The organism is Bifidobacterium psychraerophilum, from assembly GCF_000741705.1.
In the GTDB taxonomy this organism is placed as follows: domain Bacteria; phylum Actinomycetota; class Actinomycetes; order Actinomycetales; family Bifidobacteriaceae; genus Bombiscardovia; species Bombiscardovia psychraerophila.
Window position 1 is genome coordinate 57587 of record NZ_JGZI01000007.1, and the last position, 25165, is coordinate 82751.

The following is a 25165-nucleotide window of genomic DNA, read 5'->3' on the forward strand; positions in this document are numbered from 1 at the left end:
TCAGCAGAGCCCACGGCGCGCGTCAAGCCAAGCCCTCACAAATCCTCAGAAGGGATGCAGACCATGCAAGAAGAGATTCACTGGGACGAAGGTCGCTGGACGCACGATCCCGAGCGCGTCGAGGAACATGACGGCACACTGCGGGTAACCGCCTCAAAGGGCTCGGACGCCTGGCGCATCACTTCGTACGGCTTCATACACGATTCCGAACACGCCCTTATCAGGCCTTTCAACAGCGGTAGCGCCATGGAAGTCACGTTCAGAACGGACATGTCCCAGCAGTTCGATCAGGCGGGGCTGTTCATCCGAGCCGACGGGGAGCACTGGGTCAAAGCAGGATTGGAGCAATCCGACGGCATACTCCAATTAGGAGCAGTGGTCACCGACGGCCGCTCGGACTGGTCGGTCTCACGCACCCCGGAATGGAACCATCGCATCATCACACTCCGCGCCAGCTGGTCCCACGATGCCATCACTCTCCGCGCGAAAGCGGATGACGAGGAATACCGACTGGTCAGGGTCCTCCCCTTTGACGACAGGAAGGGAGTCGAGGCAGGACCTTATATTTGCGCGCCCACACGCGCCGCTTTCACCATAGACTTCCTCTCATGGAAGATCACTGATGCCGACGCCTCACTCCACGACTGAACAGAAGCGATAGCGAACAATCCCCAAACCGTGCACACGCATACACGGCACGCCGAAATGAGAACCCGGACGTGCACCGATGCAACCAATCCCCCGGCCCTGAAGATTCTCATCACCGCAGCACCGCTCAACGGTGCAGGCACGTTGTTGAATCGCAGCCTTGCGATATCCCGCTTCAATCACCGGCGGCCCACTGAAAACAACTGCCCGCAGGCGATAGCCGCCGCAGAAGCATCAGCGGTACCAGCAGGACCGTATGAGCTCGGGAAGATCCAACACCCCCCATTCCGTCATTTGACGGAGCACACCAGATAAGCAATAATGAGTGAGCAGTCACTCACTTAATCGTTTCCTTTGAGACTGACTTAGGAACGATGGACGCGAAACACGGCGTCCGCCATCAGCTGGCTGCGGTGAGAGCAAGGGGGAGCAGATGGAAGACACCACAGGCACAGACCGCGGTTCCGCCACGGTTCAGGTGTCGCGATTGTTCCAGGGATATGGCAGAACCATGGTGCTGCGGGACGTCGATTTCGAAATGCAGGGAGGAGAGATCCTCGCCCTGATCGGCCCAAGCGGCTCCGGAAAGACCACGCTGATCAGCACCATCATGGGTATGATGCCTCCCAAATCGGGAAGTGTACATGTACTCGGGGTACGCATGCCGAATCGCGAACAACTTGGCAACATCGGATTCATGGCGCAGACGGATGCCCTGTACACCAATCTCAGCGGCATGGAGAACCTCAAGTTCTTCGCCTCTCTGCAAAACGTCGACAAACGACGTTTTGCAGAATCAGCGATGCATGCGGCGAAGATCGTCCATCTCGAGAACGCGCTGAACCGCAGGGTCGCGGGTTACTCAGGAGGAATGAAGCGACGCTTATCGTTGGCCATAGCGCTCATCGGCGACCCCGAGATTCTTATCCTCGACGAGCCCACGGTGGGCATTGATCCCGAACTGCGCAGGGAGATTTGGAGCGAATTGCATCGCATCGCCGATCAAGGGCACACCATCATGCTGACCACCCACGTCATGGCGGACGCCGCACAGGCGGACACGCTGCTGATGATCCGACAGGGCGAAGCCATCGCCAAAGGCTCACCGGAAGAGGTCAAGGAACAGTATCGGGCGACGAGCATCGAGGATGCTTTCGTCCAGGCAGGAAGGGATCAAGATGCGCACCTGGGCAATGACTAGAAGAGTGCTGACGGAACTGCTGAGGGACAAACGAACGCTGGCCCTGATGTTCGCAGCCCCGCTGCTGATCCTCACGCTGATGTACTTCCTGTTCCAAGGAGCCAACAACACCAACGCCGATCTGGCGGTCCGCTCGGTCGATGCCGATCTGGTGTCCGCGATGCAGATCGATGGGATGCATATCCATGACGTCACCGCCTCCAAGGGATCAGATGCCGACGGCGGCACAGCCCGGCAAGTGATACGAGACCAGGACTATGACGGCTATCTGGAGCAGAGCGGTGACTCGCTCACTCTGACCCTCGCCGGTACTGACCAGACGAAAAGCGGGCTGATTCTGCAAAGCCTGAAATCCGCGCAGACCACACTCTCGGCGAAGGCCGCATCCGCCACCATCGCCTCGCAGGCCGCATCCCTCAAGCAACTTGAGCAGAAGGTCACGGAACTCTCGGCACAACTCCTCGCCCTAAACGCCGGGAAACAGACGGCATCCTCCTCGCAGTCGGCTTCCCCGTCCACCTCGTCCTCGGGCCAGCAATCGCAACGCAACCCTTCCACCACGGTGACGGTCACATATCTTTATGGGGATGCCGATTCCACATTCTTCGACACTCTTGTTCCGATCATGATGGGTTTCGTCATCTTCTTCTTCGTCTTCCTGATCTCGGGCATAGCGCTGCTGCATGAACGCACAACCGGCACCCTCGCCCGCCTGCTGGCCACGCCGATCCGCAGAAGGGAGATCGTCAACGGATACCTCTTCGGGTACGGCATCGTGGCAATCATCCAAACAGTCGTGGTGGTGTCCTACACCCTTCTCGTATTCAAGACGGAAATCCTCGGCAGTCTTTGGACCGTGATGCTCATCAATCTCATGGTGGCGGCCTGCGCCCTCACCCTTGGCCTGTTGATATCGACCTTCGCAAGGACCGAATTCCAGATGATGCAGTTCATTCCCATCATTGTCATTCCGCAGATCTTCTTCTCCGGAATCATCTCAGTGGATTCGATGCCCCGATGGCTCCAGGCGGTGGCTCACGCCATGCCGCTGTTCTGGGGATCGCACGCCATGAGTGACGTCGTCGAAAAGGGTGCGGGGCTCAGCCAGATCGCTCCCGATCTTGGTGTGCTCGCAGCCTTCATTGTGGTGTTCCTGGTACTGAATGTACTGGTCATGCGCAAATATCGTCGGGTATAGCAGGCAGGAAGGCAGGAGCATTCATGGATGCAGGCAGCTCAGTCGAGGATCTGTTCGCCCAGACCCTGGAGTCGTCCGAACTCTCGCAAAAGCAGAAGGTGGTGTTGCAGGCCAGCCTCACGCTTTTCTCACGGCAGGGATACGATCGCACGAGCACGCAGGAGATAGCCGAATTGGCGCATGTCTCGCAGGGCACCGTATACAAGAGATACGCCACGAAGCACGATATTCTCGAGGCCCTGATCACACCTTTCATCAACGAGATCATCCCTCGCCTCGCCATTGAATTCACCGAGACGATCCACGCCACACGTCTTCGTGATTTCGGCGATTACCTGACCTTCGTGGTACGAGACCGCCTTGAATTGGTCATCACCAATCGCAAGTTGGTGCGTATTCTGCTCGCGGGGGTGTTCAACAACCAGGATGAGGCAGAATCCTTGCTGTCCAGGATCACACAGGCCGCGCAGGGAGCCGAGAAGAAACTGTCGGAGACCTTCTCTTATTTCCAAGAGACCGGGCAGTTGGTGGATTGGCCGGCTCTGCGTATCGTGCGGTACACGGCCGCCGCGATCATCAGCCATGCCTTGCCCGCCGTCCTGATGGGTGATGATGACCAGATTCCGATCGATATGGAACAGGCCACGGAGGATATCGTGACCTTCCTGCAGCGCGGCCTGTCCCAGAACAAGTGACCGGCCTGTGTGCGGCTCATGCCGCTCCGTTGACTCGCGGCAGAAGGAAAACTATCATTATCAATAAGAGGACTTTCGTTGAGAATCACCGCGCCGATGACGACATTCATGGCCGAATGGGGCATCGTCCGCGCATAGCGATTCGATGAGGCAGGCATGGGCGGCGTTCGCAAGCTGAAGCATCCACCCACTGGCCGCATGGTTCTCTTCCAGATATTCAATGTCGAATGGGGGAATAAGCAACATGAAGGCTTTGCGATACCACGGAACGCAGGATGTACGAATCGACGAGATACCTCAACCGGAGCTCCGACCCGGTACGGTCAAAATCAAACTCGCATGGAACGGCATCTGCGGATCCGATCTCCATCTCTTTTTCGAAGGACCCATCCCTCCCATGCCGGGACCTGGGCAGGTCCACCCACTCACCCATGAGGGGCTTCCTGTGGTTTTCGGTCACGAATTCTCAGGAACGGTCGTCGAGGTCGGCACGGGTGTGGACGGCCTCGCCGTCGGCGACAACGTCGCGGTTGAACCGATGATCGTGGACGATAGCTGTGAGGCATGCAAACAGGGCGAGTACAACTGCTGCGCCCAAATGGGCTTCATCGGCATCTCAGGAGGCGGCGGGGGCCTTGGTGAATACATCGTAGTGGAATCCCGATGGGCGCACCCCGTAGGGGATATACCGCTGGATCAGGCGGCGATGATCGAACCTCTTTCCGTCTCATACCATGCGGTGAAATATGCCGGAGTGAAGCAGGGCGACACTGTGCTGATCGGCGGGGCGGGGCCGATCGGCCTATTCGCCGCAGCGGTGGCGAGCGCATTCGGCGCCACGGTGATCATCTCGGAACTCAGCGCGGCCCGAAGGCAGAAAGCCTTGGATACGGGGGTTGCGGACCATGTACTTGACCCCGCGTATGACGATGCCGTCGCCAAGGTCATGGAACTCACAGGCGGGAAAGGCGTGGACGTCGCCATAGATGCCGCAGGGGTCCAAGCGGTGTTGGACACCCTGTGCAAGGCCCTGAAGGTTCGCGGGACCCTACAGCTTGTTGCCCTGTACGGCTCGGCTCCCGTCTACGACATCAACACCATCCTTTTCAAGGAGCTCCGCATCCAAGGCAGTATCGGCTACGCCCACGACCATGCGCCGGCGATCAAACTGGTGCAGGAGGGCAAAGTCAATCTGGCTCCTTTGATCACAGGAAAGATTGATGCCCGGGATATCGTCGCGAAAGGATACGAGGAATTGCGTGACCATGCCGACAGACAGGTGAAGATCCTCGTCCACCTATAAGCCGCACTCATGGGCTGGGACAACTCGCGCCCATTCTGGGACTCGTCTCAGCCCATACTCCTGTGGCGCTACCAGCCCAGGCTCATCCGCATTGGGCAGCCGACAGGGTTGCGGCCTTTACCGCCTCAAAGCTTCTGCTGCCTGCCTATGGACGCATCGCATCGTCGATCGGCACTTGCGCAGGCCTGTCGTCTTTGTGAAAGATGCGTCGCATTCTTTCGAACAGACCCTTCGACGAAGGCTTCTGCAAGGATCTGGTAATGTCCTCCCACTGGTCCACAGCAGGCAGCTCGCCGCGCTGCCAGTATCCGAGGAACATTGACAGGACTTCGTCCGCGTCATCGGTCTCATAGGAGTATTGCATGAAGCCCCCGCCCTCAACCAGCAGTCGGGTTTCCACCATGAAGGCCCCGAGCACCTGCAGATAGGCACTCCCCCGTATCGGCTCATCGGGCTGCAGAACCATGAAGTCGACGTCATTGCGGCTCAGCCGCCCCACCAGGTCATGAAACAACGCAAGCGTTATCTCGTGATTCGCATAGGTGCCCTTATCAGTCTCCACCACAAACTCAGTCATTCATCGACCCGCTCTCCCCCGTCACGAACAATCCGCGCAGGATCGCCTGTTGCATATTCTAGGGCGTACCCTGGTATGCCGGCACGACGCATCATCCGGGGATTCATGCAATCCCGCTTCCCACCTGCCCAAACATCATGAAGCGGCTTTCGAAGAAGAGCATGCTGTCGGATAATAGGGATGTATGGGAGCAAACGATATAAACGGGAATCCTGGTGGCGCCACCAGTGGCGAAGAAGAGCGGTCCGCGCGCTTTCCGTCTCGTGATGTGTTGAACCGCATAGGCGATCGGTGGTCCATTCGTATCATGCGCATTCTTCAGGAGCGCGGAAGCGTGCGGTACACGGAGTTGGAACGCGCGATACCCGGGATATCCCGCAAGATGCTGACGCAGACCCTGCGCGCCATCGAACGCGACGGCATGATCGTGCGCACCACGCATGCGGAGATCCCGCCGCGCGTCGATTACACGGCCACAGAGCTCGGCATCGCGTCCCTCGGTCCGATTGACGTCCTCTGCGAATGGTCAGAAGCCTACATGGACGAGGTACGCGAGGCCCGCCGGGCTTACGACGAGCGGCATCACGGCAGCTCCGGCACTCGGTGACGCAGACCCACGATCATCGTTCAGGCCTTGTTCAGATTCCAGCTACGCGCGGCCCCCTCGATCAGATCGGCCGCGGTGCGCGCGACCCGTCCGGTCAGCAACTCCACGTCATCTGATTTGTTGTCGAGAAAAGCATCACGGATGGCGGCCTCGTTCGTGACGATGTCATCGCTGCACCAGAGGTACGGCGATTGGGAGAAGTCGCCGGTCGCCTGGCGCGGCACATGCAGGGAGTCATAATACGAGTACAGTTCCTCTTCGGTCATGGAATCATAGACGATGTCGATACCGGCATGTTTCGAGACCAGCTCGCATAGTTGCCTGACACTCACCGCCTCACTGCCGGTGATGTTGTATCCCCGGTTCCGTTCGCCGTGGCCGAGCAACAGCTGCGCACCGGCGGCCGCGCAATCGTCCTTCGCCACGAGGTAGGCCGGCGTATCCCCCGCACAAGTCCGCCATGTACCCTCGTCAAGCGCGATCTGGGCAAAGGCGTAGAGGTAGTTCTCCAGATAGAGATTGTCGCGGAATACATTCCACGAAAGACCGGACTGCTTGATGTAGAGCTCGGTGGCATGATGATCGACGATCACCACGGAGGCAGGCACCTCCTCATCGGCCTTGAAACCGGATGAATAGACGATGCGCCCAACTCCCGCGTTCTTGAATGCGTCAACGGCGTTGCGGTGCTGCTGCTGCCGAACCTCACCAACCGTCATGGCCGAAACCATGAACCCGGCATCGGCCCCCTGCAGGGCTTTGGCGAGCTCATCGGGATTCGAGTAGTCGGCTTTCCTCACCACGGCGCCGGCGGATTCCCATGCCGCGATGTTCTCCTTCGGTATACGTTCAGGAAATGGAGTGATAAGAATCAGCTGGTCAGCGTCGACCTCATCGAACATGAGGGCGGTGATTTTTCCGGACAATTGCCCGTCAACACCGGTTATGGCATACTTCATTGTCGCCTGTTCCTTTCGTGGGATCATCTACCTGTAACCCAGGTCACCCACAGTATAAAGAACTCTTGAAGCGGGGATAAAAGGCACTTCGCAGTGCCTGGGTAACCGTGCGGTGCCTATTGAGGAGCAGGGCGATCGCCGTGATTTCGGCTTGGCCGGGTCACTAAGCATACTCAAACAATCCACGAACACAGCTCATACAAGATTTCGATACCTTGGCCGTGTTGTCCACAACACAGAGGCCGGAATGGTCCGACGAAAGGAATATCGCAATGAGCAGCGAACTGGAACAAGCCATCAAGAACAGACTCGAAACAGGCTTCAAGAACTGGAACGGCGGTTACGACCAATGGCTGGAATGGTGCAACACCCTCTATGAACCCGATGCGCACTACAACGTGTACGGCAAACGTCTCACCCTCGAAGAGTACAAGCATATGATGGGCGAATTCTTCGAGAAATACGATATCCGCATGGGTGAGTTCTTCAACATGCTGGTTGAGGACGATTGGTGCGCCATCAGGTACCGCACCTACATTCTCGACAAGGCGACAGGCACCGAATTCGAGCAGATGTCCTTCGAATTCGTCCATTTCAAGGACAATGCACAACCCATCGGCGCACGTGTGATCGAAGGATGGGCCACGTCGACGAATCCTCTTTCGAGCGACTGATATCGAGTCCGCGCACCCTGTGCAGACATTCGGTGCACCCAAAAGATTTCGCGCCACACAGTCCTGACGACTGAAGCCACTGCCTGAAGTGAGCCGTGACGGATTGCTCCCACCCAAGGGTATGGGGTGATCCGTCACGGGGGCGGTGACGATTGTGGCGCGATCCCACTTCAGTCACCCGTCCGGACTACTCCAACCGTATGCTCAGCACATTCACGGAAGCCGGTGCGACGGCGATGTTCAACTCGGTTCCATCCGCGTAGCTGCCTTCCGTCACAGCCAGATCTACGTCCACCGGATGAGCGCGTAAGGTGTTCGGATTGTCGACGGTATTGCACAGATGCGGATCGGCACCGGCGAGTTCGCTGATGGACTCCACATGTGCGGGCTGCGTCAGGCGCAGGCATACATTGGCGCAGTCGCTCATATGCGCATTGGTCAGGTTCACGGTGAGCGTCTTCCCATCCGCTGACTTCGAGGCGAAGGCGAAGATATCATCGTCCTGCGAATCCTGGCGTTTCACGTCCAGGGCCGTGGCGCCTCTATGGGCTTGATACATCATGAACACATCGAAGTTCGGGGTGAGCGTCATGCTGTCGCCCTCGGTGAGGATCAAGGAGTTCAGGACATTGATGGTCTGCGCGTTGCAGGCCATGGTCACCTTGTCACAGTTGCGCTGCAGCAGGTCAAGGGTCAGGGCCGTCGTGATCGCATCACGCATGGTGACTTGCTGCTTGAGTGCGGGACGTGCGAAGAAGGCTTGCTTATGCCAGTTGCCCCACTCACCGACGATGAGGTCGACGTGTGTGAGCTTCGAATCCAACGGTCCTTCCGGTTCCGGGATTCCGGCGAGACCCTCCTTCATCAGGGCCCATTGCTCACCGATGATATCCTCAAGTTCCAAACAACCATCGATGACCTGATCCCAGCCCTGCTCGTCGAAGTTCGTCGGGGTATCCGCATCGTTGTCGATGTTCCAATTGTAGAAATGCAGATCATAACCGTTGATTTTGGGCTGGCGGTACTCGGCGAGACCAGCGAAGAAATCCCGCGTCCACTTCACCCGTTCCATCGCTTTGTTCCCGTCCGGGCCCGAGGCGATGGCGTAAATATCCGACTGCGCGAAGACATCGGTCGTAAAGGAAGGAATCGAAGAGCTGTACCGTCTGTATTCATCCAGATACATGCCCGGCGTCATTGTGCCGCCCCCGGCCCAGACCTCATTGCCCAAACCCCATTTCCTCACACCGTATGGAGCCGGATGGCCGTTGGCGGCGCGCTCTTTAGCCACATCGGTAGGCTGGGAGCGATTGCAGTATTCCATCCAGTCGCGCATCTCGTGGACGCTTCCCGACATCATATTGACATTGATCCAAGGCTCCGCCCCCACCATTTCGCTGAGGCGCAGGAATTCATCGGTACCGAAACCATGATGGTCAAGCTCGTAGGTTGCGAAATTCTCATTGAATGTCGTGGGGCGATCGGCGCGTGGACCGATGCCGTCGCGCCAGTGATAGGTGTCGGCGTAGCACCCTCCTGGCCAGCGCAGCAGCGGCGGCTTCAACATACGCAATGCGCGCAAGGTGTCCGACCTGTATCCACCCTCGTTCTCAATCGGTGAATCCTCTCCCACCCACAGGCCCTCGTCGATGCATTCACCAAGGAATTCTATGAACTGGCCGTGGAGCTTCGGATCAATACGGCCTATGCTCCGCTTCGGATCAATCAGAATAGACATAGGTGTTCCTTTCGTTATCCGTACTTACGATATGTGGTGCGGGAAAGCGAAGTGCCCGGTGACATCACCGAAAACAAGGCTTCGATCCCCCGCACCGGAGGACGGCGGCAATATCCGCATCCCAGATCGCGGTTTTATTTGACTTTTTTGATCAGCATGATGAAAATGCAGGCGAGAATCACCATCACTATTGCGGTCGGGAACACCAGCCCATAGGAACCGGTCATTGCCACCAGAACCGAGGTGACGATGGGCCCGACCATCTGACCCAAGGTGGTGGCGATATTGAGTATGCCCAGATCCTTGCCCGCTTCCTCGGCATTCGGCAACACGTCGACGTTCAGAGCCTGGTCAACCGAACCGTACATGCCATAGCCGAAACCACCCACAGCCGCAAAGAGGATCATGCCCATCGGGCTGTGCAACAGCCAGGGCAGCGCATAGCCGATCGCCAAAAGCAGGCTTGCGATGACGACCGGAATCTTACGGCGACCTATTTTATCCGAGATCGGCCCTGCCGACAGTGAGGAGATCAGCGAGACCACCATCAGAACAACACTCATCGTGGAGATGGTGACGGCGGAGTCCTTCGTGCTCTGGCCGATGTAGTCCTGAAGGATGTACAGCTGGTAATTGAGGATCATGTAATAGCTGAACAACAGCAATGAGCGACCGACGAAAGCCAGCCAGAAATCGCGTGCACCTTTGATCGGCGGACGGTAACTCATGATGATGCCCTTGAAATCAGCCTTGACCGCAGGCAGATCCTTACTCGATTTCTCCTTCGGCCACAGGATGATGGTGATCACACCGGAGATACCCATAACCACACCGGAGATGATGAATCCCGGCAGCTCGAAGCTGATGAATTGCGCTCCGATGATCTGCCCGAGTGCCGACCCCAGCAGTGTGCCGCCTGACATGAAGGCGGACATCGTTCCTCGCATGCTTTCGGGGATGCGATCAGACAGCGATGCGATCAGCGGAGCGATCATCATATTGAGTCCGACCATGGAGAAGCAGTAGCTGATGCCTATGGTGAGACCGTTGGGGAGGATACCGATCAGGAACAGCGAGATGCCTGCGATGATGCCACCGGCTGCGATCCAGGGTGTTCGACGTCCGAATATGGAACGCGTTCGATCCGACAGATTCCCCACCAGCAGATTGGAGACCAGCGAGGCAAGCGCCGTCGCGGAATTGAGCACCGCGAAAATCGCTTCCTTGGAATCCGGTGCGATTTCCGTAAGCCGCTGCGGCAACAGCACGGCGGCGACGACCTGCAGAGCGAGCATCCAACACAGGGAGAAGATAAAGAAGGCCGCTCCGAATCTTATTGTTTGCGATTTTGAGAGCGACTGCTGGCCCCCAACTGATTGTGTCTGAGACATGGAAGATCTCCTTTGATTCTTTCCAACAGGTGTTCATTAACCCGAGCCGAACATTCCCAGCGACCCGATACGAACTCACAGGGCCACCGCAATCCGGCATTCGCGAAGACTCGTGTGCAAGTCTTCAGGGTCTTATCTTACACCTTAAAGATATAAGATAAAGACAAATCACCGCTGTTTCTTTAACATTCGCCACAGCGATCTCCAATGCACGCAGCCATCGCTGAAACCGTCGAATACGGGGATGATAGGCTCTGTAATGGTAGAAGAACAGGGGAAGACATGGCATCCGAGACGAGTGATTTTCATCCGATAAACCGTCGCGAGCGGCATTCACCGCAGGAGCGACGTGCCCAGATCGCCAGCGAGGCCTCGACGCTCATCGCCAAATACGGCTCCTATGGATTCTCCATGCAGACACTGGCCGACGCCGTCAGATTGACGCTGCCCGGCCTGCGGCATTATGTGAAGAACCGCGAAGAACTCCTGGCGCTGGTGATACAGACTTTTTACGATGATTCGGTAGATTCCATCTATGTGCGGATACCAGGGCAAGATGATGCCAACGACAAGGGGATGCTGAGCCTGCCGAGGTCCTTACGACTGATCGTGGAGCGCAACACCGCACGGCCGCAACTGGTTACGGTTTTTATGCGTCTCGCCATCGAAGCCGAGGATCCCAATCATCCCGCCCACGAATTCTATGCAAAACGCCACCACACCGTCATCACCAATCTGATGGCCCATTCATGGCGGGTACCTGAGCCATACCAGGACCCCCAGCGACTGCGAGACCTCATCGTCACAGCATTCTTCGCCATGGATGGCGTTCAGATACAAGCGATGACCAACCCCGATGAAAGCCTGATGCAATTGTGGAACAGGGCCGATGGCATTCTCTTCCCTTCCCCGATGTGGGACGGATATCGTTGAGCAAGCCTGCGGACACCCCAATCACACCAGGCAGAAGGCAGTCCGAAAAACTGGCCCAATATCCGGATCGGTGATTACGGCCGGCCTCTCGGGAAACAAAGCGATTCAATACCGTAATACTCGGCAACATGCCGTGTCGCTCACCGCCATCTTCCGCTTCGGGATACATCGATCTGGATGCCGAGGAAGCGAACATTCCATACCATGTAACGTTGTACGCGTATTGCCTAATGGAACATCATGGAAAGCAGGCAGCAAGTGAGGGGAAAGACAGCCGGGGAGAAATCCGGTCCGGGCACAAGGAAGGCAGCCGCCGCCGCAAGGCGTGAGCAGATCATTGCCGTATCAACCCGTCTCATCTCATGCCACGGTTTCTGGGGCCTCTCCATGCGCCGCGTTGCGGAGGAGTGCAACCTCACCGAGCCTGCCGTCATCTATCACTTCACGAGCAAGGCAGGACTGTTAATCGCCGTATTGGAACATCGCGACAGATTAGATATGCAGAATTTCGCATCGACTTTAGGCTGCTCCGTTGAGGATGTGTGGGGAGGACGGGCGCGATTCGGGTTACGGGATGTCTGCGCCGCATTGGTACAGCATAATGCCTTACAGCCTGAGATCGTTCGTCTATATACGGTCCTTCAAGGCGAAGCCTTGAATGCCAACCACCCCGCCCACGATTACTACATGGCCCGGGAGCAGCGCGTGCTTCGGCAATTCACAGCGGCTGCGGCACATGACGGCATAGAGAATCCGAAGGAGGAGGCACTGTTTGTACTCTCCGTCATGGATGGGCTGCAAGTACGATGGCTGCTGAATCCGGATTCCGTTGATCTCTGCAGCGAGTGGGAAAGATTCGCCAACGAACGTTGGGGCGCCAAATCGTAAGCCCTTCCCACACATCTTTCGCACTTCGCGGAAGTTCCCGATCCCTTAGGTCATCAATCAACACCGCATAACACACTGCACGGAGATGCAATGTGCCATATTATTCCCCCTCTGCTTTGACAGTCCTGGTTTTTGATATATAGTTAAATTGTTTAATTAACTAGGTGGTTAATCAAATTCGACTCTCGAAGGTGAGACGCATGCATCAATCGGACAATGACGTGAACCCTAATCTGTTTGACGCTGCCACGCAGGCGGTGAATGAAGGCGACACAGCCGAAAACCAAGCAGAATATCTGTATGACCAGCTCACCGAGGATGAGCAATTGCAGTTGCTGGATGGCGATATTCCCTTTTGGATAGGTCGACTGTCCATAATTGAGCATGGGTACAATCGCGTGCCTTTTGTGATGGGGCAGATCGAACGCGTGGGCATCCCCGGTATTCGTTTTGTTGACGGGCCACGCGGATGCGTGAGCGGGAACGGCACCGCATTCCCGGTTGCCATGGCACGCGGCGCCACATGGGATGCCGATCTCGAAGAACGCGTCGGCGAAGCCATCGGAGCTGAAATTCGCGCGGAAGGCGGGAATCTCTTCGGTGGTGTCTGCATCAACCTCCCGAGAAACCCACAATGGGGAAGGATACAGGAGACATATTCGGACCAGTCACTTGTGCTTGGATCTATGGGTGCAGCCCTGGTGACCGGCGTTCGACACCATGTCATGGCTTGCGTTAAACACTTCGCCTGCAACTCGATGGAGAACGCTCGATTCAAAGTCGACGTATCCGTATCGGATCAAGATTTCCATGATTTCTATGCCCCTCACTTCAAACAAGCCATCGACGCGGGAGCCGATGCTGTCATGACGGCATACAACTCGGTAAACGGCGAATTCTGCGGACAGAATCCCCACCTCATCAAGGATGTGCTCCGTAAGGAGTGGGGTTTCACCGGCATTGTCGTGTCTGATTTCGTCTGGGGAATCAGAGACGTCGCCAAATCGATCAGGGCCGGTCTCGACATTGAAGAACCGTTCATGCAGCAAAGGCACTCAACACTCAGACAGTTGCTCGATAAGGGAGATCTTTCAAGAAACGATATCCGACCTTTGGGAATGAGGATCATAGAGACGCAGCTACGATTCTATGCTCAACGCGCCGTCAAGCAACGGAAAAACACGATCTCGCGCATCGAACACATTCAGCTCGCCAGAGAGGTTGCAGGCAGGTCGATGGTACTGCTGAAAAATCGCCGCTCAGACACCTCGACCGTATTGCCTTTGATCCCTCAACAGACAAAGCGTGTGCTGGTCACCGGAAAACTTGCGTTGTCCGAGAACACCGGGGATGAAGGCTCCTCGAAAGTGAGATATCCCTACGCAGTAACTCCACTTCAGGGAATTGAGGACAGCTTCGAGAATTCGCAGGTTCGTTATGTTGATGAGGATCGGTTATGCGAAAACCCATTGCTGGCGGAGAGTGCCGATGCTGTAATCGTCGTAGTCGGATATACGGCAAATGATGAAGGCGAGTACCTCAAAAGTGTGATCGCTCCTGATATGCTGCCGCTCCTGCCGGAACCGGCAAGCGAAGAGGAACAGAGTGCGAAAGACGACTGTTTCAGACACATGGGCGAGGGGAAAAGCACCTTTGGAGGGAATGCCGTCGGTGGAGACAGACGCAGCACCCGTCTGAATGATAACGATGTGGCGCTCATCCAACAGGTTTCGCAGCATCATGACAACACGATCGTCGTCATGATGAACGCGGGCGCCGTCCTGATGGATGACTGGGTCGACGACCCTGCAGCCATTCTCATGTCTTGGTATCCGGGGATGGAGGGAGGGCATGCTCTCGGCGATATCCTTTCCGGCAGACGCGACCCATCCGGCCGCCTTCCCTATGCCATACCGTTCAGTGAGGAAGACCTTCCCGATTTCGACCGAGATGCCACACAAGTCCGCTACGACGGTTGGTATGGGCAGCGCCTGATTGAGAAACGCGGCTCCGAAGCATTGTTCCCATTAGGGTTCGGCCTGTCTTACAACAGCTACCATATCGAGGACGCTACGCTCGAAGACCTCGATCAGGATCGACAGACAGCGACAATCAGCGTTGCGGCCAGCAATCATGGTGAATTTGACGGTCACCTGGTGGTTCAGATATATGGTCGTTGCGATCAGGCGGATGCACGCGAAACGCGTGAATTGCTTGGGTTCTCAGTAGCTTCGATCCCCGCAGACGGATCAAACCGTATCCATATCCCAATCGACTTCACACCGCTTTCGACATGGGATGCCCAACAACAAAGCAAGCGTCATATTCAAGGAAAAATCCGCATCGAGGTCTCTTCGTATTGGGGTGACCCCGATGCCAAAACAATGGAGGTAACACTGTGAACAGTAGTCCTGAAGTCGGCAACGGTGCCGACTCGTGGTCCGGAACGGAGAATGACACCAGTCAGAAGAAGGCGCCCTGGATTGTAGGGGTTGCCCTCGTTCTCGGCACATTCCTATGGATGGGACCCTATATGGGTGTCAATGTGGTGCTGCTGCCCGCCAAGGCAGCAGTGATAGACCCTGATTCGAAGGCTGCGATAGTTGCGGTTCTTTCCACCAGCGCAATGATCGTCGCAGCGATTGCGAACATCATTTTCGGAGCTCTGTCTGACCTCACCCGTTCACGATGGGGACGACGCACTCCATGGATCGTCTGCGGATCGGTACTGGCCGCGGCATCGTTGGTTTTGGTCAGCATGGCGCCAAACACCATGATGCTCATCATCTCCTGGTGCGTGTACCAATGTTTTCTCAATGCCATAGTCGCACCCTTGATCGCCGTGCTCGCAGATAGAACCGCACCGAAGTTCAGAGGCACCATCACGTCCATGTACGCTCTGGGATATTCGGTCGGCATCTATGGAGGGCAAATGATCGGAGCTAGATTCCTCGGGAACATCTCGACAGGTTATTATGTGCTCGCCGCTTTGACACTTCTCGCAGGTCCTCTTGCGGCAGTTCTGATGCGCGAGCAATCAAGCCTGGGCATGCCCCGGAAAAGCTTTACCTGGCGAACGTTCATCGATCACTTCTCATTCCCGACCAAAGGAGCCAAGGATTACTATCTTGCCCTTTTCGGTAAGTTCCTGATTGTTGCAGCAAAATTCTCCATCTCAGGATTCATGCTGTACATCCTTACCGACTACATGAAGCAGAACCAAAGTGGCGCGGCCTATTACGTCTCACTGATCTCCCTGTGCATGATGGTAACCGCCATCGTGATGACGGTTATAGCGGGACCGATATCAGACAAAATCAAGAGCAGGAAGATCCCGGTAATCGTGTCATCACTACTGGTGGCAATCGGATCCGCGATCCCCTTCTTCTGGAATGATCCAAGAATGATGATTGTATATGCCTTGATAGCCGGCACCGGCATGGGGGCATACAACTCCGTTGATCAAGCGCTGAATATCGAAGTCCTGCCTAACAAGGATACTGCGGCCAAGGATCTCGGAATCCTCAACTTATCCAATACCGGAGGACAGGTTTTCGGTCCCGTACTTGCAGCGTCGCTCATTACCTGGGTCGGATATCATGCGCTCTTCCCCTTGGCGGCGGTTTGCTCGCTGATAGGTGCGGTGCTCATCGTCTTCATCAAGAAAGTGAGATGATAACTAGTATATGAGTCACCCTCTCACCAAAACAGAACCTTGCTATTGCACTGGTAAATAGATCACATTCTTCAGATCAAACATCCTGGATTGACGGTTCTCAATAGATACGTGGGTGGAGCCAGAGAGAAATCTGGCCTCACCCACATACCTATTTCCATACTTGAGAAAAAACCCACACGATAATGGCCGATAAAAAGTGAAGCCCGGCGGGGTTGTCCGCCGGGCGAGGAAGAGAGAAAAGAGAGAAGGGTTCAGTTATCGGGAACTTGTGTTCCTGGTCTCCTGCATGTGCTGAGCTCCGTCGACAACATTCATTAGACCAATCGAATCTTAATGATTCACTGAGATTTTCTGATAATTTTCTGTGAAATCCAACGCAGATTGTGTGGAGAAAGCCAACAAAGGCAACCACACCTTGTTCCTATGCCCAGAATTAAGATGTTGGATACGAAGCTGAGGAGACCAGATATGAGCGATGCCGCATATGATGTCGATTCGGGTGCACACAATAGGCGCACCAGGCGGAACTCTGGTCAGCACGGAAGGGGTGGGAAGCCCCGGCACCTGCTACGCAATATCGTAATCTCTGTGGTGCTGGTTCTGCTGGTGTTGGCCGGGGTATCAGCCATACTCGGTTACAAGCTATATAGAGAGGCGCAGCAGGTCAAGGAGCATGAACAGCAGGCCATGACTCTGCTGTCCAGTGTGCAGAGCGTAGATCAACTCAAGGATTCGAACGCTATCAGCACGATTCTGCCCAAGCTGCAATCTGAGACCTCAGCAGCCAGAACGATCACGGACGGTACACTCTGGAGGGTCGCTTCCGTGGTACCGGTATACGGCAACGACATCACCACGGTTCGGGGTATGACCACTGCGGTTGATTCGCTCGCCAATACCGCTCTTCCGAAGCTTTCCACGACAGTGCAGACCATGCTTTCCTCCTCTCTCAGCGCAGGGAACGGGAAGGTGAACCTGCAGCCCATCGTCGAGGCACAGAGCGGGTTCAAATCCGCCAACGCTTCTTTGCAATCGGAACTCAAGACCTTGAAAGCACTCCCGGATCCGCACCTGAACCAGGTTAAGGAACCGTACGATCTGGCGGTCGAGCAATTCACTTCAGTTGCCGGAAAAATCGACCAGGTCAATGATCTCATTCAGATGATGCCAAAGTTCCTCGGCGCAGACGGTGCTCGGAACTATCTGATCGTGGCGCAGACGACCTCAGAGGCCCGTTCAAGCGGAGGTCTGATCGGATCATTGGGTACCTTCTCCACCAATAACGGAGTGATATCCGTCGGTGACTTCCATCCCAATACTGAGTTCATCTCATTAGGAGGGTCTCAAGCCAACGCCGAAGAAGAATCCGTCTTCAAAAGCCCCCTGGACCTCGCCTTCGATATCCGAGATCTGGCAGCTTTCCCGGACTCTTCAAGAACAACCACCACAGTGAATGCCATATGGCAGAAGTCCCCATATGCCAGCACCATTGATGGCGTGATGATGATCGATCCTGTTTTCGTGCAGGAGATGATCAAGCTCGGTGGCAACGTGACCTTACCCAACGGACAGCAGCTCACAGGCGAGAATACTGCCGAGTTCCTGCTGAACGGCATCTACAAAACCGTGCCGGTCGCGCAACAGGATGCCTACTTCGAATATGCAGCGTCGACCGCGATGAACAACCTCTTCTCGAATCTCACAGCCGAGAAAATGATCAGCATGACGCAATCATTCACTACGCTTGCCAATCAAAGGCACCTTTACCTTTACTCCTTCCACGAGGATGACGCGAAATACTTCCAGGGCGCAGGCCTGTCCAAAGGAACGCCGGAAAGCGAAGCCGAACCAGAGATCGGCATCTATCTCAATCAGAACAACCCATCCAAACTGGATTGGTATCTGCATCGCAAAACCGTTATCACAAGGAAGAGTTGCAATGCCGATGGTTCGCAGAGCTATCACGTGGAGTTCACCGCGACCAACACGTTGACACAAAGCGAGATGGCCAGCGGCAATGCTTACATTCTCGGCGGGGTGAACGGTATCGGAGCATCGGGAACTCCGGTGGAGAAGATTCTGTTCTACTCACCGAAGGGCGGCGCGATTTCGAATTTCACCGTGACCGGCGAAGCTGACAAGCCAGGACAAGCCAGCATGGACGGTAAGAAACTATGGACCAGCATCGCAACCATTGCACCCGGCAAGTCAGTCACCTACGCATATGACGTGAGCACGTCATCCAAGGCCACATCGGATCTGAAACTCGATCAGACACCGATGGGGTGGACGGATGAGGGCGTCACCTACAACACCCAGGCCTGCGTCATCAAATAAGACCGCAGGCGCCAACAAACACCTGTGCGTATCCGCACGGCCAAAAGGGCACACCACACTTCGAGGAGCATAATGCTGATTCTGTTCGTATGCACAGGCAATATCTGCCGTTCCCCCCTTGGCGAACTGCTAACGAAACGGTATCTGGCATCATCTTCGATCCAGATATCCAGCGCCGGCACACATGGTCTGCCCAGCCATCCGATTGATCCTTCAAGCGAGCGGTTGTTGGCTCGTGCAGGTATTGATTCCCACACATTCCGCTCCAAACGTTTAACAGCAGAAATGGCACTGTCAGCTGATCTGATCTTTTGCTTCGAAAAAGTTCAACGTCAGGAGATCGCTCTGCTTGCCCCCTCGATGTCCAAACGAATCTTTTTGCTTGGGGACTTTGCGAATATCGCCGCATACTGCGCCCGGAGCAATACGGTTCGTGGGCTTACGGTCGCGGACCGTTTGGAATCGGTGATTGCCACCGCACCATTGGTCCAGGGTCTGCTGCCACCGGCCCACGACATCGAGGACCCTCATCGCAAGTCCTTCGAGGTCTTCGAGCACGCTGCAGAGCAAACCAATGATGCACTGCGCACCATTTTTCTCAGCTTGAAAAAGCATCCGGCAAATGTGCCTGAGCTGCAGATCCCATAGGCCCGCATCCGGATTCGAACACCGTTATAGCTGCATACCTGCGATAACGATCACACCGACAACGATCACCATCAGGACGGCACATGCCACGTAATAGGTCCTGCGTCGCCCACCTGCCCGTTCGTATGAGCCACGCATATGAAGTCCTCGCTGGTGAGGAAGATTCACTTCTCCTGAAGCTGCACCACTAAGAATATCCATGAATTCACTGTCTTGAGTGAAAGTAATGGCCGACCTGCGCCGACTCACATTGTCCTCTTGCCGTCGGATTTCACGAGGACCTATATTTTGCTCGGCGAACAGCGGCACAATGGCCTTGGGCTCCTCGTCCTGTACAGGCTCGAGATCGAGTCCGGTATCCCACACGGCATCTTTCTCGGGCACCTGTCGCTTATATTCAGTCAATTCCGGCGGGAATGCCGGGGGCAGCGGCACATCGCTCTGTGCAGATGGCCAATCCTCAGAAAACTCAATCTTGGGAATATCCCAGTTGGTATCGACTACGTCGCCCGAGACCATGGCCCGACCGTCAGAGAATGCACTGTGATCGATGAGCTCAGGATTGTCGGCTCCACGCCCGTCCGCTCCGACAACCGGAAACATCAGACTCGGCTGCCCTTCTTGGTTCACCTGTGGATCGCTGCTCATCCTGTTGACGATCTCCTCTACGATTACGATGTATGGCGCTGTTGGCGCTTGCCCTCTGTATCGTAATAATAGTAGTTGCCGTGGTGCTTCTTGGATTGTTCGGCATAATTGAGGATCGTACCAATCACAGGCACTTCAACGTTCTTCAATTGGGACAAGGTACTGCTCAGATCTTTTTTGTCACATACACCGCGGCCTACCACCATGACGACCCCGTTCCCCATTCGCCCGAACATAGCGGCATCGGCAGCAATGGTCATTGGGGTGGTATCGATAATGACATAGTCATATTGTTTCAACGCCTGGGCAACCATGGCTTCCATGGTCGTAGAGTTCAGGAGTATGGAAGCATTCGGCGGCTTCGGGCCTGCCGGCATAACGTGCAGGTTGGCTTTCCAATACCGCTGCACCACATCTGCAACATTCGCCTGACCGGAAAGGACATGGGAGAGTCCGACAGCCCCTTCCAAACCGACTTTGTCCGCAACGGATGGATGACGCAGATCGGCGTCAATCAGCAGCACCCTACTACCGTTCTCCGCAAAAGCCGCGGCGATATTGACCGACGTGGTCGTCTTGCCCTCGCCCGGTTCGGTGGAGGTGACCACGATCAGCCGGGAATTCAAACCCTCCACCGGTGCAATGAAGGAGAGGTTCGAACGAACACGCCTATACTCCTCAGCCACAAGCGAGCTCGGCGCCGAAGCTATTACGGACGAGGTCTTCTTCACGGCATCATTCGATGGGATCGAGCCGAGCAGAGGAGCATTGGTGATGCTCTGCAAATCCCGCAATGAGCCCAGACGAGTGTCCATCATATTGCGGACGAGTGCCGCGAGAACCCCGACGATGAGGCCAAGTAGCGCACCAATAATCAGGTTGAGTTTGATATTTGGAGAGCTCGGGCTTTCCGGCAGAGTCGCTTTCTGCACCACAGCAAGCTTCACAGGTGAATTGGATGAAGAATACAGGGATGATTTGACGGTATTGCTCAGTGACTCGGCAACCGCGTTGGCAATCTTCTGTGATTGCGCCGGGTTATCCGTCTCGACTGAGATGTCTATGAGCATCGTATTGGATGGGTTGGTGACCGTGATGGATTTGCCCAGATCCACAACCGATGTGTCTAGATTCAGATCACTAATGACTGGCTCGAGGACAGCGGCTGTTGATGCGAGCTTCGGGTAGGTTTGTATCTGTGTAGCAATATATGCACCAGCAGTATTAATCGACGCAATATCTTGCGAAGCTGTCGAGGAAACATCATAACTCACAAAAAGCTCTGATGCTGCAATATAGCGGGGAGTGGCAGTCAGCGAATACACAGCAACAACAAATATGATTGATGCAAATCCAGCAGCTACGATTGATAAGTGTTTTCTAATAACGGATACAAGCTCCACGACTGTGAATCCGCTCCTCGGAGATTCATGTGTATCGACTTTTCTGGCCTTATTGTCAGAGTCCGCCTCATTACCTAAAGAAGACACGCATCTCTCCTTCGCGCTAAGTTGATGTTTCCCATCATACCAAGTACATCACAATTTGGAGTTTGCCCGTTGTCAATGAGGCTGAGCGCAGCGGGTCGTCTGTTGGTCTCTGCCACGAGATGTACGTGTCAATGACACAGGGAGCATGCCAAAGGACTCGAGCAGCGCTACGAGACCGACGAACTCGGTGCCGTTACTCACCCCCGATCTGAATGACCTGTCTTTACCTTCCACAGCATTACGTGATAGTTTGCGTTTAACGACAATAGGCTGAAGTTAACATCCAGGCAAATGATCTCAAATGTCCGCTTTATACTCCGGCGCTTCTACCGTCCTTACGAAACCCTAACCTTCCCAGTTCGAATCAGTTAGCTCAACTTCGTGCTTTGTATTAGGCTGTCGGAAGGTAGAGTTTAGTATCCGCTTCGAGGAGAGGGATAATGTGATACCCACAAAGATTTGCGCAGGTATTGTTTCTTATAACCCCGAGTTAGCGAGCTTTCAGGAAAACCTCAGAGCAGTCAGAGGACAAGTACCCCTTGTTATCCTAGTTGATAATAATTCGACCAACTCAAGCGAGGTTAAATCATTAGCAAATCAATTTCCTGATATCCAACTTATGCAAAACACCGAAAACGTGGGGCTCGCCGTAGCTTTAAATCAGATTGTCAGACGCTCTGTTGAACTCGGCTATACACATGTACTGCTCCTTGACCAAGATAGTCTCGTATCCCCTAACATCCTTGCGGAGTTCTCTCGGTATATTGACGAGATGTGTGCCATCTTGTCACCTCTTATAATCGACAGAAACAAGCTCGAACGAATTGTTCAACCTAAGACTCCTTCAGAATCAGTAACTAGACCGATAACATCAGGTTCACTTATCAATACGTCGATATGGATTGAACTAGGCGGCTTTGACAGTACGTTCTTCATTGAGTTTATTGATTACGAGTACGCGGAACGTTGTATTGAATCAGGCTATAAGGTTCTCAGGGTAAATACCACAACACTGCTTCAAGAAGGCGGTCACGCAGAACCTTGCAGGATCATCAGCGGTATAACAAGAAACTCATCAGGCAAATTATGTTTCAAACATCCATACCGATACAATTACCGTCCTGAACGTTACTATTATCGATTTCGGAATAATCTGTATTTTCTTCGTCGTTATGGCATTTCCAGAAATTCATTTCGCCACGAATGCCTGCTTTTCATGAAAAATCTCATCCACGATTCACTGCTTGAGCAAAACAGACTGGCTAACTGGAAGCATATCATTCGTGGTATCAGAGATGGTGCGACAGAATACCAAGAAAGAAGGGATTGGGCTCACTGGAATGAGTAGTTTTTATATATTGATTGCCTTACTCATCATCCCTGCAATTGTGACCTTTTCTTACACCAAGGATATTGGTAACCCGGGTGTCGTACTATCACTGAGCTTTTTGTTCGCATCTTTTTCTGCAACAGTTGGTTATGGAAGATGGCACAACAATACATTGTCGCCGTTGACCATTCTTGTGTTGTGCGTTGGCGTATATACTTTTTGCATAATTTCGATAATAATTTCACTCAGTCTACATAGAACACAAACTAATCATCAAGAAGATGCACATGTATTGTGGGCGCTCAATCCCACAATAAGTCTATGGAAACTCGCGATTGTAACCGTATTCATTCTTTTGATTTCCTTTATCTATTTAAAGCAGCTTATCTCACTGATGAACTCAATGGGATATACAGGTTATTCCGTCGCCGAAAAGTTAAATGCCTATCGTGGGACCGTCTTATTGACAAATGATGAAGGTAACACTGGTGGTATTAGCCTTATTGTTCAACAACTACGAAACATCATTGACGTATTGGTCCCCCTATTATTCTTCGAATTCTTCAGAGAGAGACTGTTTCTCGGTAAAACCAACATTGCTGTGCTACTAGCTTTGCTCGCGGGACTCACTTCAAGCTTCCTATCGACAGGGCGGGCACTCCTCCTATCATATTTGCTCGGAGGGATCATAATTTATTTCTATCTTGCCCGGGTAAAAAAGAAGAAATTCGATACCAGAGTAATCGTAAAGGTAATTTCATGTGGCGCCTTTCTGCTCTGTTTGTTATTCATACTCAATTCGGTCCTCGCTCGTAACGTGAACCTAGGTTTCGTTGATTATATTTCTTTCTACTTCGGGTCTTCTATAACAAATCTCAACACATTCCTTTCTGGCCCTATCACTTGGCCAGGGCAAACCCTCAACGGTTTAGCCAAGATCGCACATACTCTGGGTTTCGCCAATACATATTCAGAAATTCCAAACGTTTGGGTTCATTACCGAGGCGGAATTTCGAGTAACGTTTATACAGGCGTACAGCGATATTATGCGGATGCCGGACTTCTGGGCGTGCTACTAGGTATGTCAATCTTCAGCATTGTTATTACAATATTTTATTTCAAAGCCAGGGATGAAGGACAACCACTTTGGTGCGTGTTCTATGCCATGTGCTTCAGCACACTCATTGATCAAAGTCGCAGCGAGTCTTTCTTCACATACTTCTTGAGGATAAGTCTTCCACTCACCATAATCTGTCTAATTCTGCTCTTCAGATTCATCAACCAACACGCTCCGACCCGTTATCTGACGGCAGCAGATCCCCGTTACAAGCTGAACTGAGGAATCATGTCAATCGCAGGAATAACCACTTTCGAGCCAAATCTCAACAGGCTGAGAGAGAACCTCAATAGCATTGCCGCCCAAGTTGACAGAATCATCATTGTCGACAATGGTTCTTCCAATATTGATTCAATTTCAAGCCTTACGACCGAATATGGCGAAGTGGTATCAATGTGCATGAATTCCGCAAACTTAGGAGTGGCAAATGCATTAAACCGCATAGTGAACCTCGCTAGCGATACAGATGAAGATTGGGTTCTTTTACTAGATCAAGATAGTGTCGCCTCACCTGGGATGTTCGACACTTTAGCCCGCTACCGATCTCCCACAACTGCAATCCTCTCTCCCCTAGTCGTTGACATTAACCGACCTCACCCCCAAAAGACCAACACGAATGTAGAACACTGTATGTGGCCAATTACATCCGGTTCTTTACTCAATATCGGTATATGCAGGGAACTCGGTTATTTTAACGAGGATCTGTTTATTGATTTCGTAGATGATGAATATGCCATTAGGGCATTTCTAGCAGGTTATGAAAGTCTTCGAGTTAATACGGCAACCTTGTACCATGAAGTCGGGCATTTGAAAGCCGCAGGCATACCGTTCCCTCATTATGAAAAGGGGAGATGGATGCTCAGGCGCGCTTTTGATAGTGGACACACACCTCTTCGTCACTATTATCAGATTCGAAATTTGCTGTATTTGCGGAAGCAATACAATTCAGTCCTGCAACAGCACGGAGTACAGTTACCATCCGCGATTAAATATTATATTCACTCGGTTTTCTTTGAACCCCACAAATTCCAAAACATAACTGAAATGAATCGGGGAATTGTTGATTTCCGTGGTCTTTTTCATAGCAGCGGGAATCAACAATAA

22 protein-coding genes are annotated in these 25165 nt (G+C 53.8%); 16 read left to right on the forward strand and 6 right to left on the reverse strand.

Translation table 11 applies throughout. The annotated features are described in order from the left end of the window. Positions 1 to 63: 63 nt before the first annotated feature. From BPSY_RS01845 to BPSY_RS01865, 5 genes are all read left to right on the forward strand, one after another. Positions 64 to 648: a DUF1349 domain-containing protein gene (locus BPSY_RS01845; RefSeq protein ID WP_033495763.1), complete on the forward strand. Its 585-nt coding sequence runs from the start codon at positions 64 to 66 to the stop codon at positions 646 to 648. Between the two features lie 433 nt (positions 649 to 1081). Continuing rightward, positions 1082 to 1849, forward strand: coding sequence for an ABC transporter ATP-binding protein (locus tag BPSY_RS01850; protein ID WP_033495765.1), 768 nt, complete (start codon positions 1082 to 1084; stop codon positions 1847 to 1849). Next, a complete protein-coding gene (locus BPSY_RS01855) occupies positions 1842 to 3047 on the forward strand; it encodes an ABC transporter permease (protein WP_202961761.1) in 1206 nt (401 codons plus the stop codon). Before BPSY_RS01850 ends, BPSY_RS01855 begins: the two co-directional genes overlap by 8 nt. A gap of 23 nt (positions 3048 to 3070) precedes the next feature. Further along, positions 3071 to 3742: a TetR/AcrR family transcriptional regulator gene (locus BPSY_RS01860; protein WP_033495596.1), complete on the forward strand. Its 672-nt coding sequence runs from the start codon at positions 3071 to 3073 to the stop codon at positions 3740 to 3742. Positions 3743 to 3986: 244 nt separating this feature from the next. Then, positions 3987 to 5045: a 2,3-butanediol dehydrogenase gene (locus tag BPSY_RS01865; protein ID WP_033495598.1), complete on the forward strand. Its 1059-nt coding sequence runs from the start codon at positions 3987 to 3989 to the stop codon at positions 5043 to 5045. Positions 5046 to 5190: 145 nt separating this feature from the next. On the opposite strand, the gene BPSY_RS01870 is transcribed toward BPSY_RS01865, so the two are convergent. Further along, positions 5191 to 5622: a hypothetical protein gene (locus BPSY_RS01870; protein WP_152596797.1), complete on the reverse strand. Its 432-nt coding sequence runs from the start codon at positions 5620 to 5622 to the stop codon at positions 5191 to 5193. A gap of 184 nt (positions 5623 to 5806) precedes the next feature. On the opposite strand from BPSY_RS01870, the gene BPSY_RS01875 reads away from it, so the two are divergent. Beyond that, positions 5807 to 6229, forward strand: coding sequence for a winged helix-turn-helix transcriptional regulator (locus tag BPSY_RS01875; RefSeq protein ID WP_081884089.1), 423 nt, complete (start codon positions 5807 to 5809; stop codon positions 6227 to 6229). A gap of 20 nt (positions 6230 to 6249) precedes the next feature. Here BPSY_RS01875 and BPSY_RS01880 read toward each other — a convergent pair whose 3' ends face one another. Further along, positions 6250 to 7188 (reverse strand): NmrA family NAD(P)-binding protein, encoded by a 939-nt coding sequence (locus BPSY_RS01880; RefSeq protein WP_033495602.1) that lies wholly within the window; start codon positions 7186 to 7188, stop codon positions 6250 to 6252. Positions 7189 to 7460: 272 nt separating this feature from the next. Here BPSY_RS01880 and BPSY_RS01885 point away from each other — a divergent pair, with 272 nt between their 5' ends. Next, positions 7461 to 7862 carry a nuclear transport factor 2 family protein gene (locus tag BPSY_RS01885; protein WP_033495605.1) on the forward strand — a complete coding sequence of 134 codons (402 nt, stop codon included), beginning with the start codon at positions 7461 to 7463 and terminating at the stop codon, positions 7860 to 7862. A gap of 187 nt (positions 7863 to 8049) precedes the next feature. On the opposite strand, the gene BPSY_RS01890 is transcribed toward BPSY_RS01885, so the two are convergent. Both BPSY_RS01890 and BPSY_RS01895 read right to left on the reverse strand, forming a co-directional pair. Continuing rightward, the gene (locus BPSY_RS01890; RefSeq protein WP_033495607.1) at positions 8050 to 9600 is read right to left on the reverse strand and encodes an alpha-L-arabinofuranosidase C-terminal domain-containing protein; all 1551 of its coding nucleotides are present in this window, start codon (positions 9598 to 9600) and stop codon (positions 8050 to 8052) included. 134 nt (positions 9601 to 9734) lie between these two features. Then, the gene (locus BPSY_RS01895) at positions 9735 to 10991 is read right to left on the reverse strand and encodes an MFS transporter (protein WP_081884091.1); all 1257 of its coding nucleotides are present in this window, start codon (positions 10989 to 10991) and stop codon (positions 9735 to 9737) included. 282 nt (positions 10992 to 11273) lie between these two features. On the opposite strand from BPSY_RS01895, the gene BPSY_RS01900 reads away from it, so the two are divergent. The 6 genes from BPSY_RS01900 to BPSY_RS01925 all read left to right on the forward strand — a co-directional run bounded on the left by BPSY_RS01900 (position 11274) and on the right by BPSY_RS01925 (position 19476). Then, complete coding sequence (locus BPSY_RS01900; protein WP_100841070.1) at positions 11274 to 11924, forward strand: TetR/AcrR family transcriptional regulator; 651 nt, start codon at positions 11274 to 11276, stop codon at positions 11922 to 11924. Positions 11925 to 12164: 240 nt separating this feature from the next. Then, positions 12165 to 12812, forward strand: coding sequence for a TetR/AcrR family transcriptional regulator (locus tag BPSY_RS01905; RefSeq protein WP_051921466.1), 648 nt, complete (start codon positions 12165 to 12167; stop codon positions 12810 to 12812). A 200-nt stretch (positions 12813 to 13012) separates the two neighbouring features. Beyond that, on the forward strand, positions 13013 to 15214 hold the full coding sequence (locus tag BPSY_RS01910) for a glycoside hydrolase family 3 protein (protein WP_051921467.1): 2202 nt from the start codon (positions 13013 to 13015) through the stop codon (positions 15212 to 15214). After that, a complete protein-coding gene (locus BPSY_RS01915) occupies positions 15211 to 16488 on the forward strand; it encodes an MFS transporter (protein ID WP_033495609.1) in 1278 nt (425 codons plus the stop codon). Before BPSY_RS01910 ends, BPSY_RS01915 begins: the two co-directional genes overlap by 4 nt. A 471-nt stretch (positions 16489 to 16959) precedes the next feature. Next, positions 16960 to 18828, forward strand: coding sequence for a DUF4012 domain-containing protein (locus tag BPSY_RS01920; RefSeq protein WP_051921468.1), 1869 nt, complete (start codon positions 16960 to 16962; stop codon positions 18826 to 18828). Between the two features lie 72 nt (positions 18829 to 18900). Then, positions 18901 to 19476, forward strand: a complete 576-nt coding sequence (locus BPSY_RS01925; protein WP_033495611.1) for an arsenate reductase/protein-tyrosine-phosphatase family protein — start codon at positions 18901 to 18903, stop codon at positions 19474 to 19476. 24 nt (positions 19477 to 19500) lie between these two features. Here the strand turns inward: BPSY_RS01925 and BPSY_RS01930 are convergent, their stop codons facing one another. Next, the gene (locus BPSY_RS01930; protein WP_033495613.1) at positions 19501 to 20124 is read right to left on the reverse strand and encodes a hypothetical protein; all 624 of its coding nucleotides are present in this window, start codon (positions 20122 to 20124) and stop codon (positions 19501 to 19503) included. A gap of 23 nt (positions 20125 to 20147) precedes the next feature. Further along, entirely contained in the window at positions 20148 to 21614 is a 1467-nt protein-coding gene (locus BPSY_RS01935; RefSeq protein ID WP_051921469.1) for a tyrosine-protein kinase domain-containing protein, read from the reverse strand. A 442-nt stretch (positions 21615 to 22056) separates the two neighbouring features. Here BPSY_RS01935 and BPSY_RS11310 point away from each other — a divergent pair, with 442 nt between their 5' ends. From BPSY_RS11310 to BPSY_RS01945, 3 genes are read left to right on the forward strand one after another with little or no spacing between them, the layout of a single operon-like run. Then, positions 22057 to 22962, forward strand: coding sequence for a glycosyltransferase (locus BPSY_RS11310; protein WP_157809766.1), 906 nt, complete (start codon positions 22057 to 22059; stop codon positions 22960 to 22962). Further along, positions 22898 to 24283 (forward strand): O-antigen polymerase, encoded by a 1386-nt coding sequence (locus BPSY_RS01940; RefSeq protein WP_152596798.1) that lies wholly within the window; start codon positions 22898 to 22900, stop codon positions 24281 to 24283. Before BPSY_RS11310 ends, BPSY_RS01940 begins: the two co-directional genes overlap by 65 nt. Before the next feature lie 6 nt (positions 24284 to 24289). Continuing rightward, positions 24290 to 25165, forward strand: coding sequence for a glycosyltransferase (locus tag BPSY_RS01945; RefSeq protein ID WP_033495619.1), 876 nt, complete (start codon positions 24290 to 24292; stop codon positions 25163 to 25165).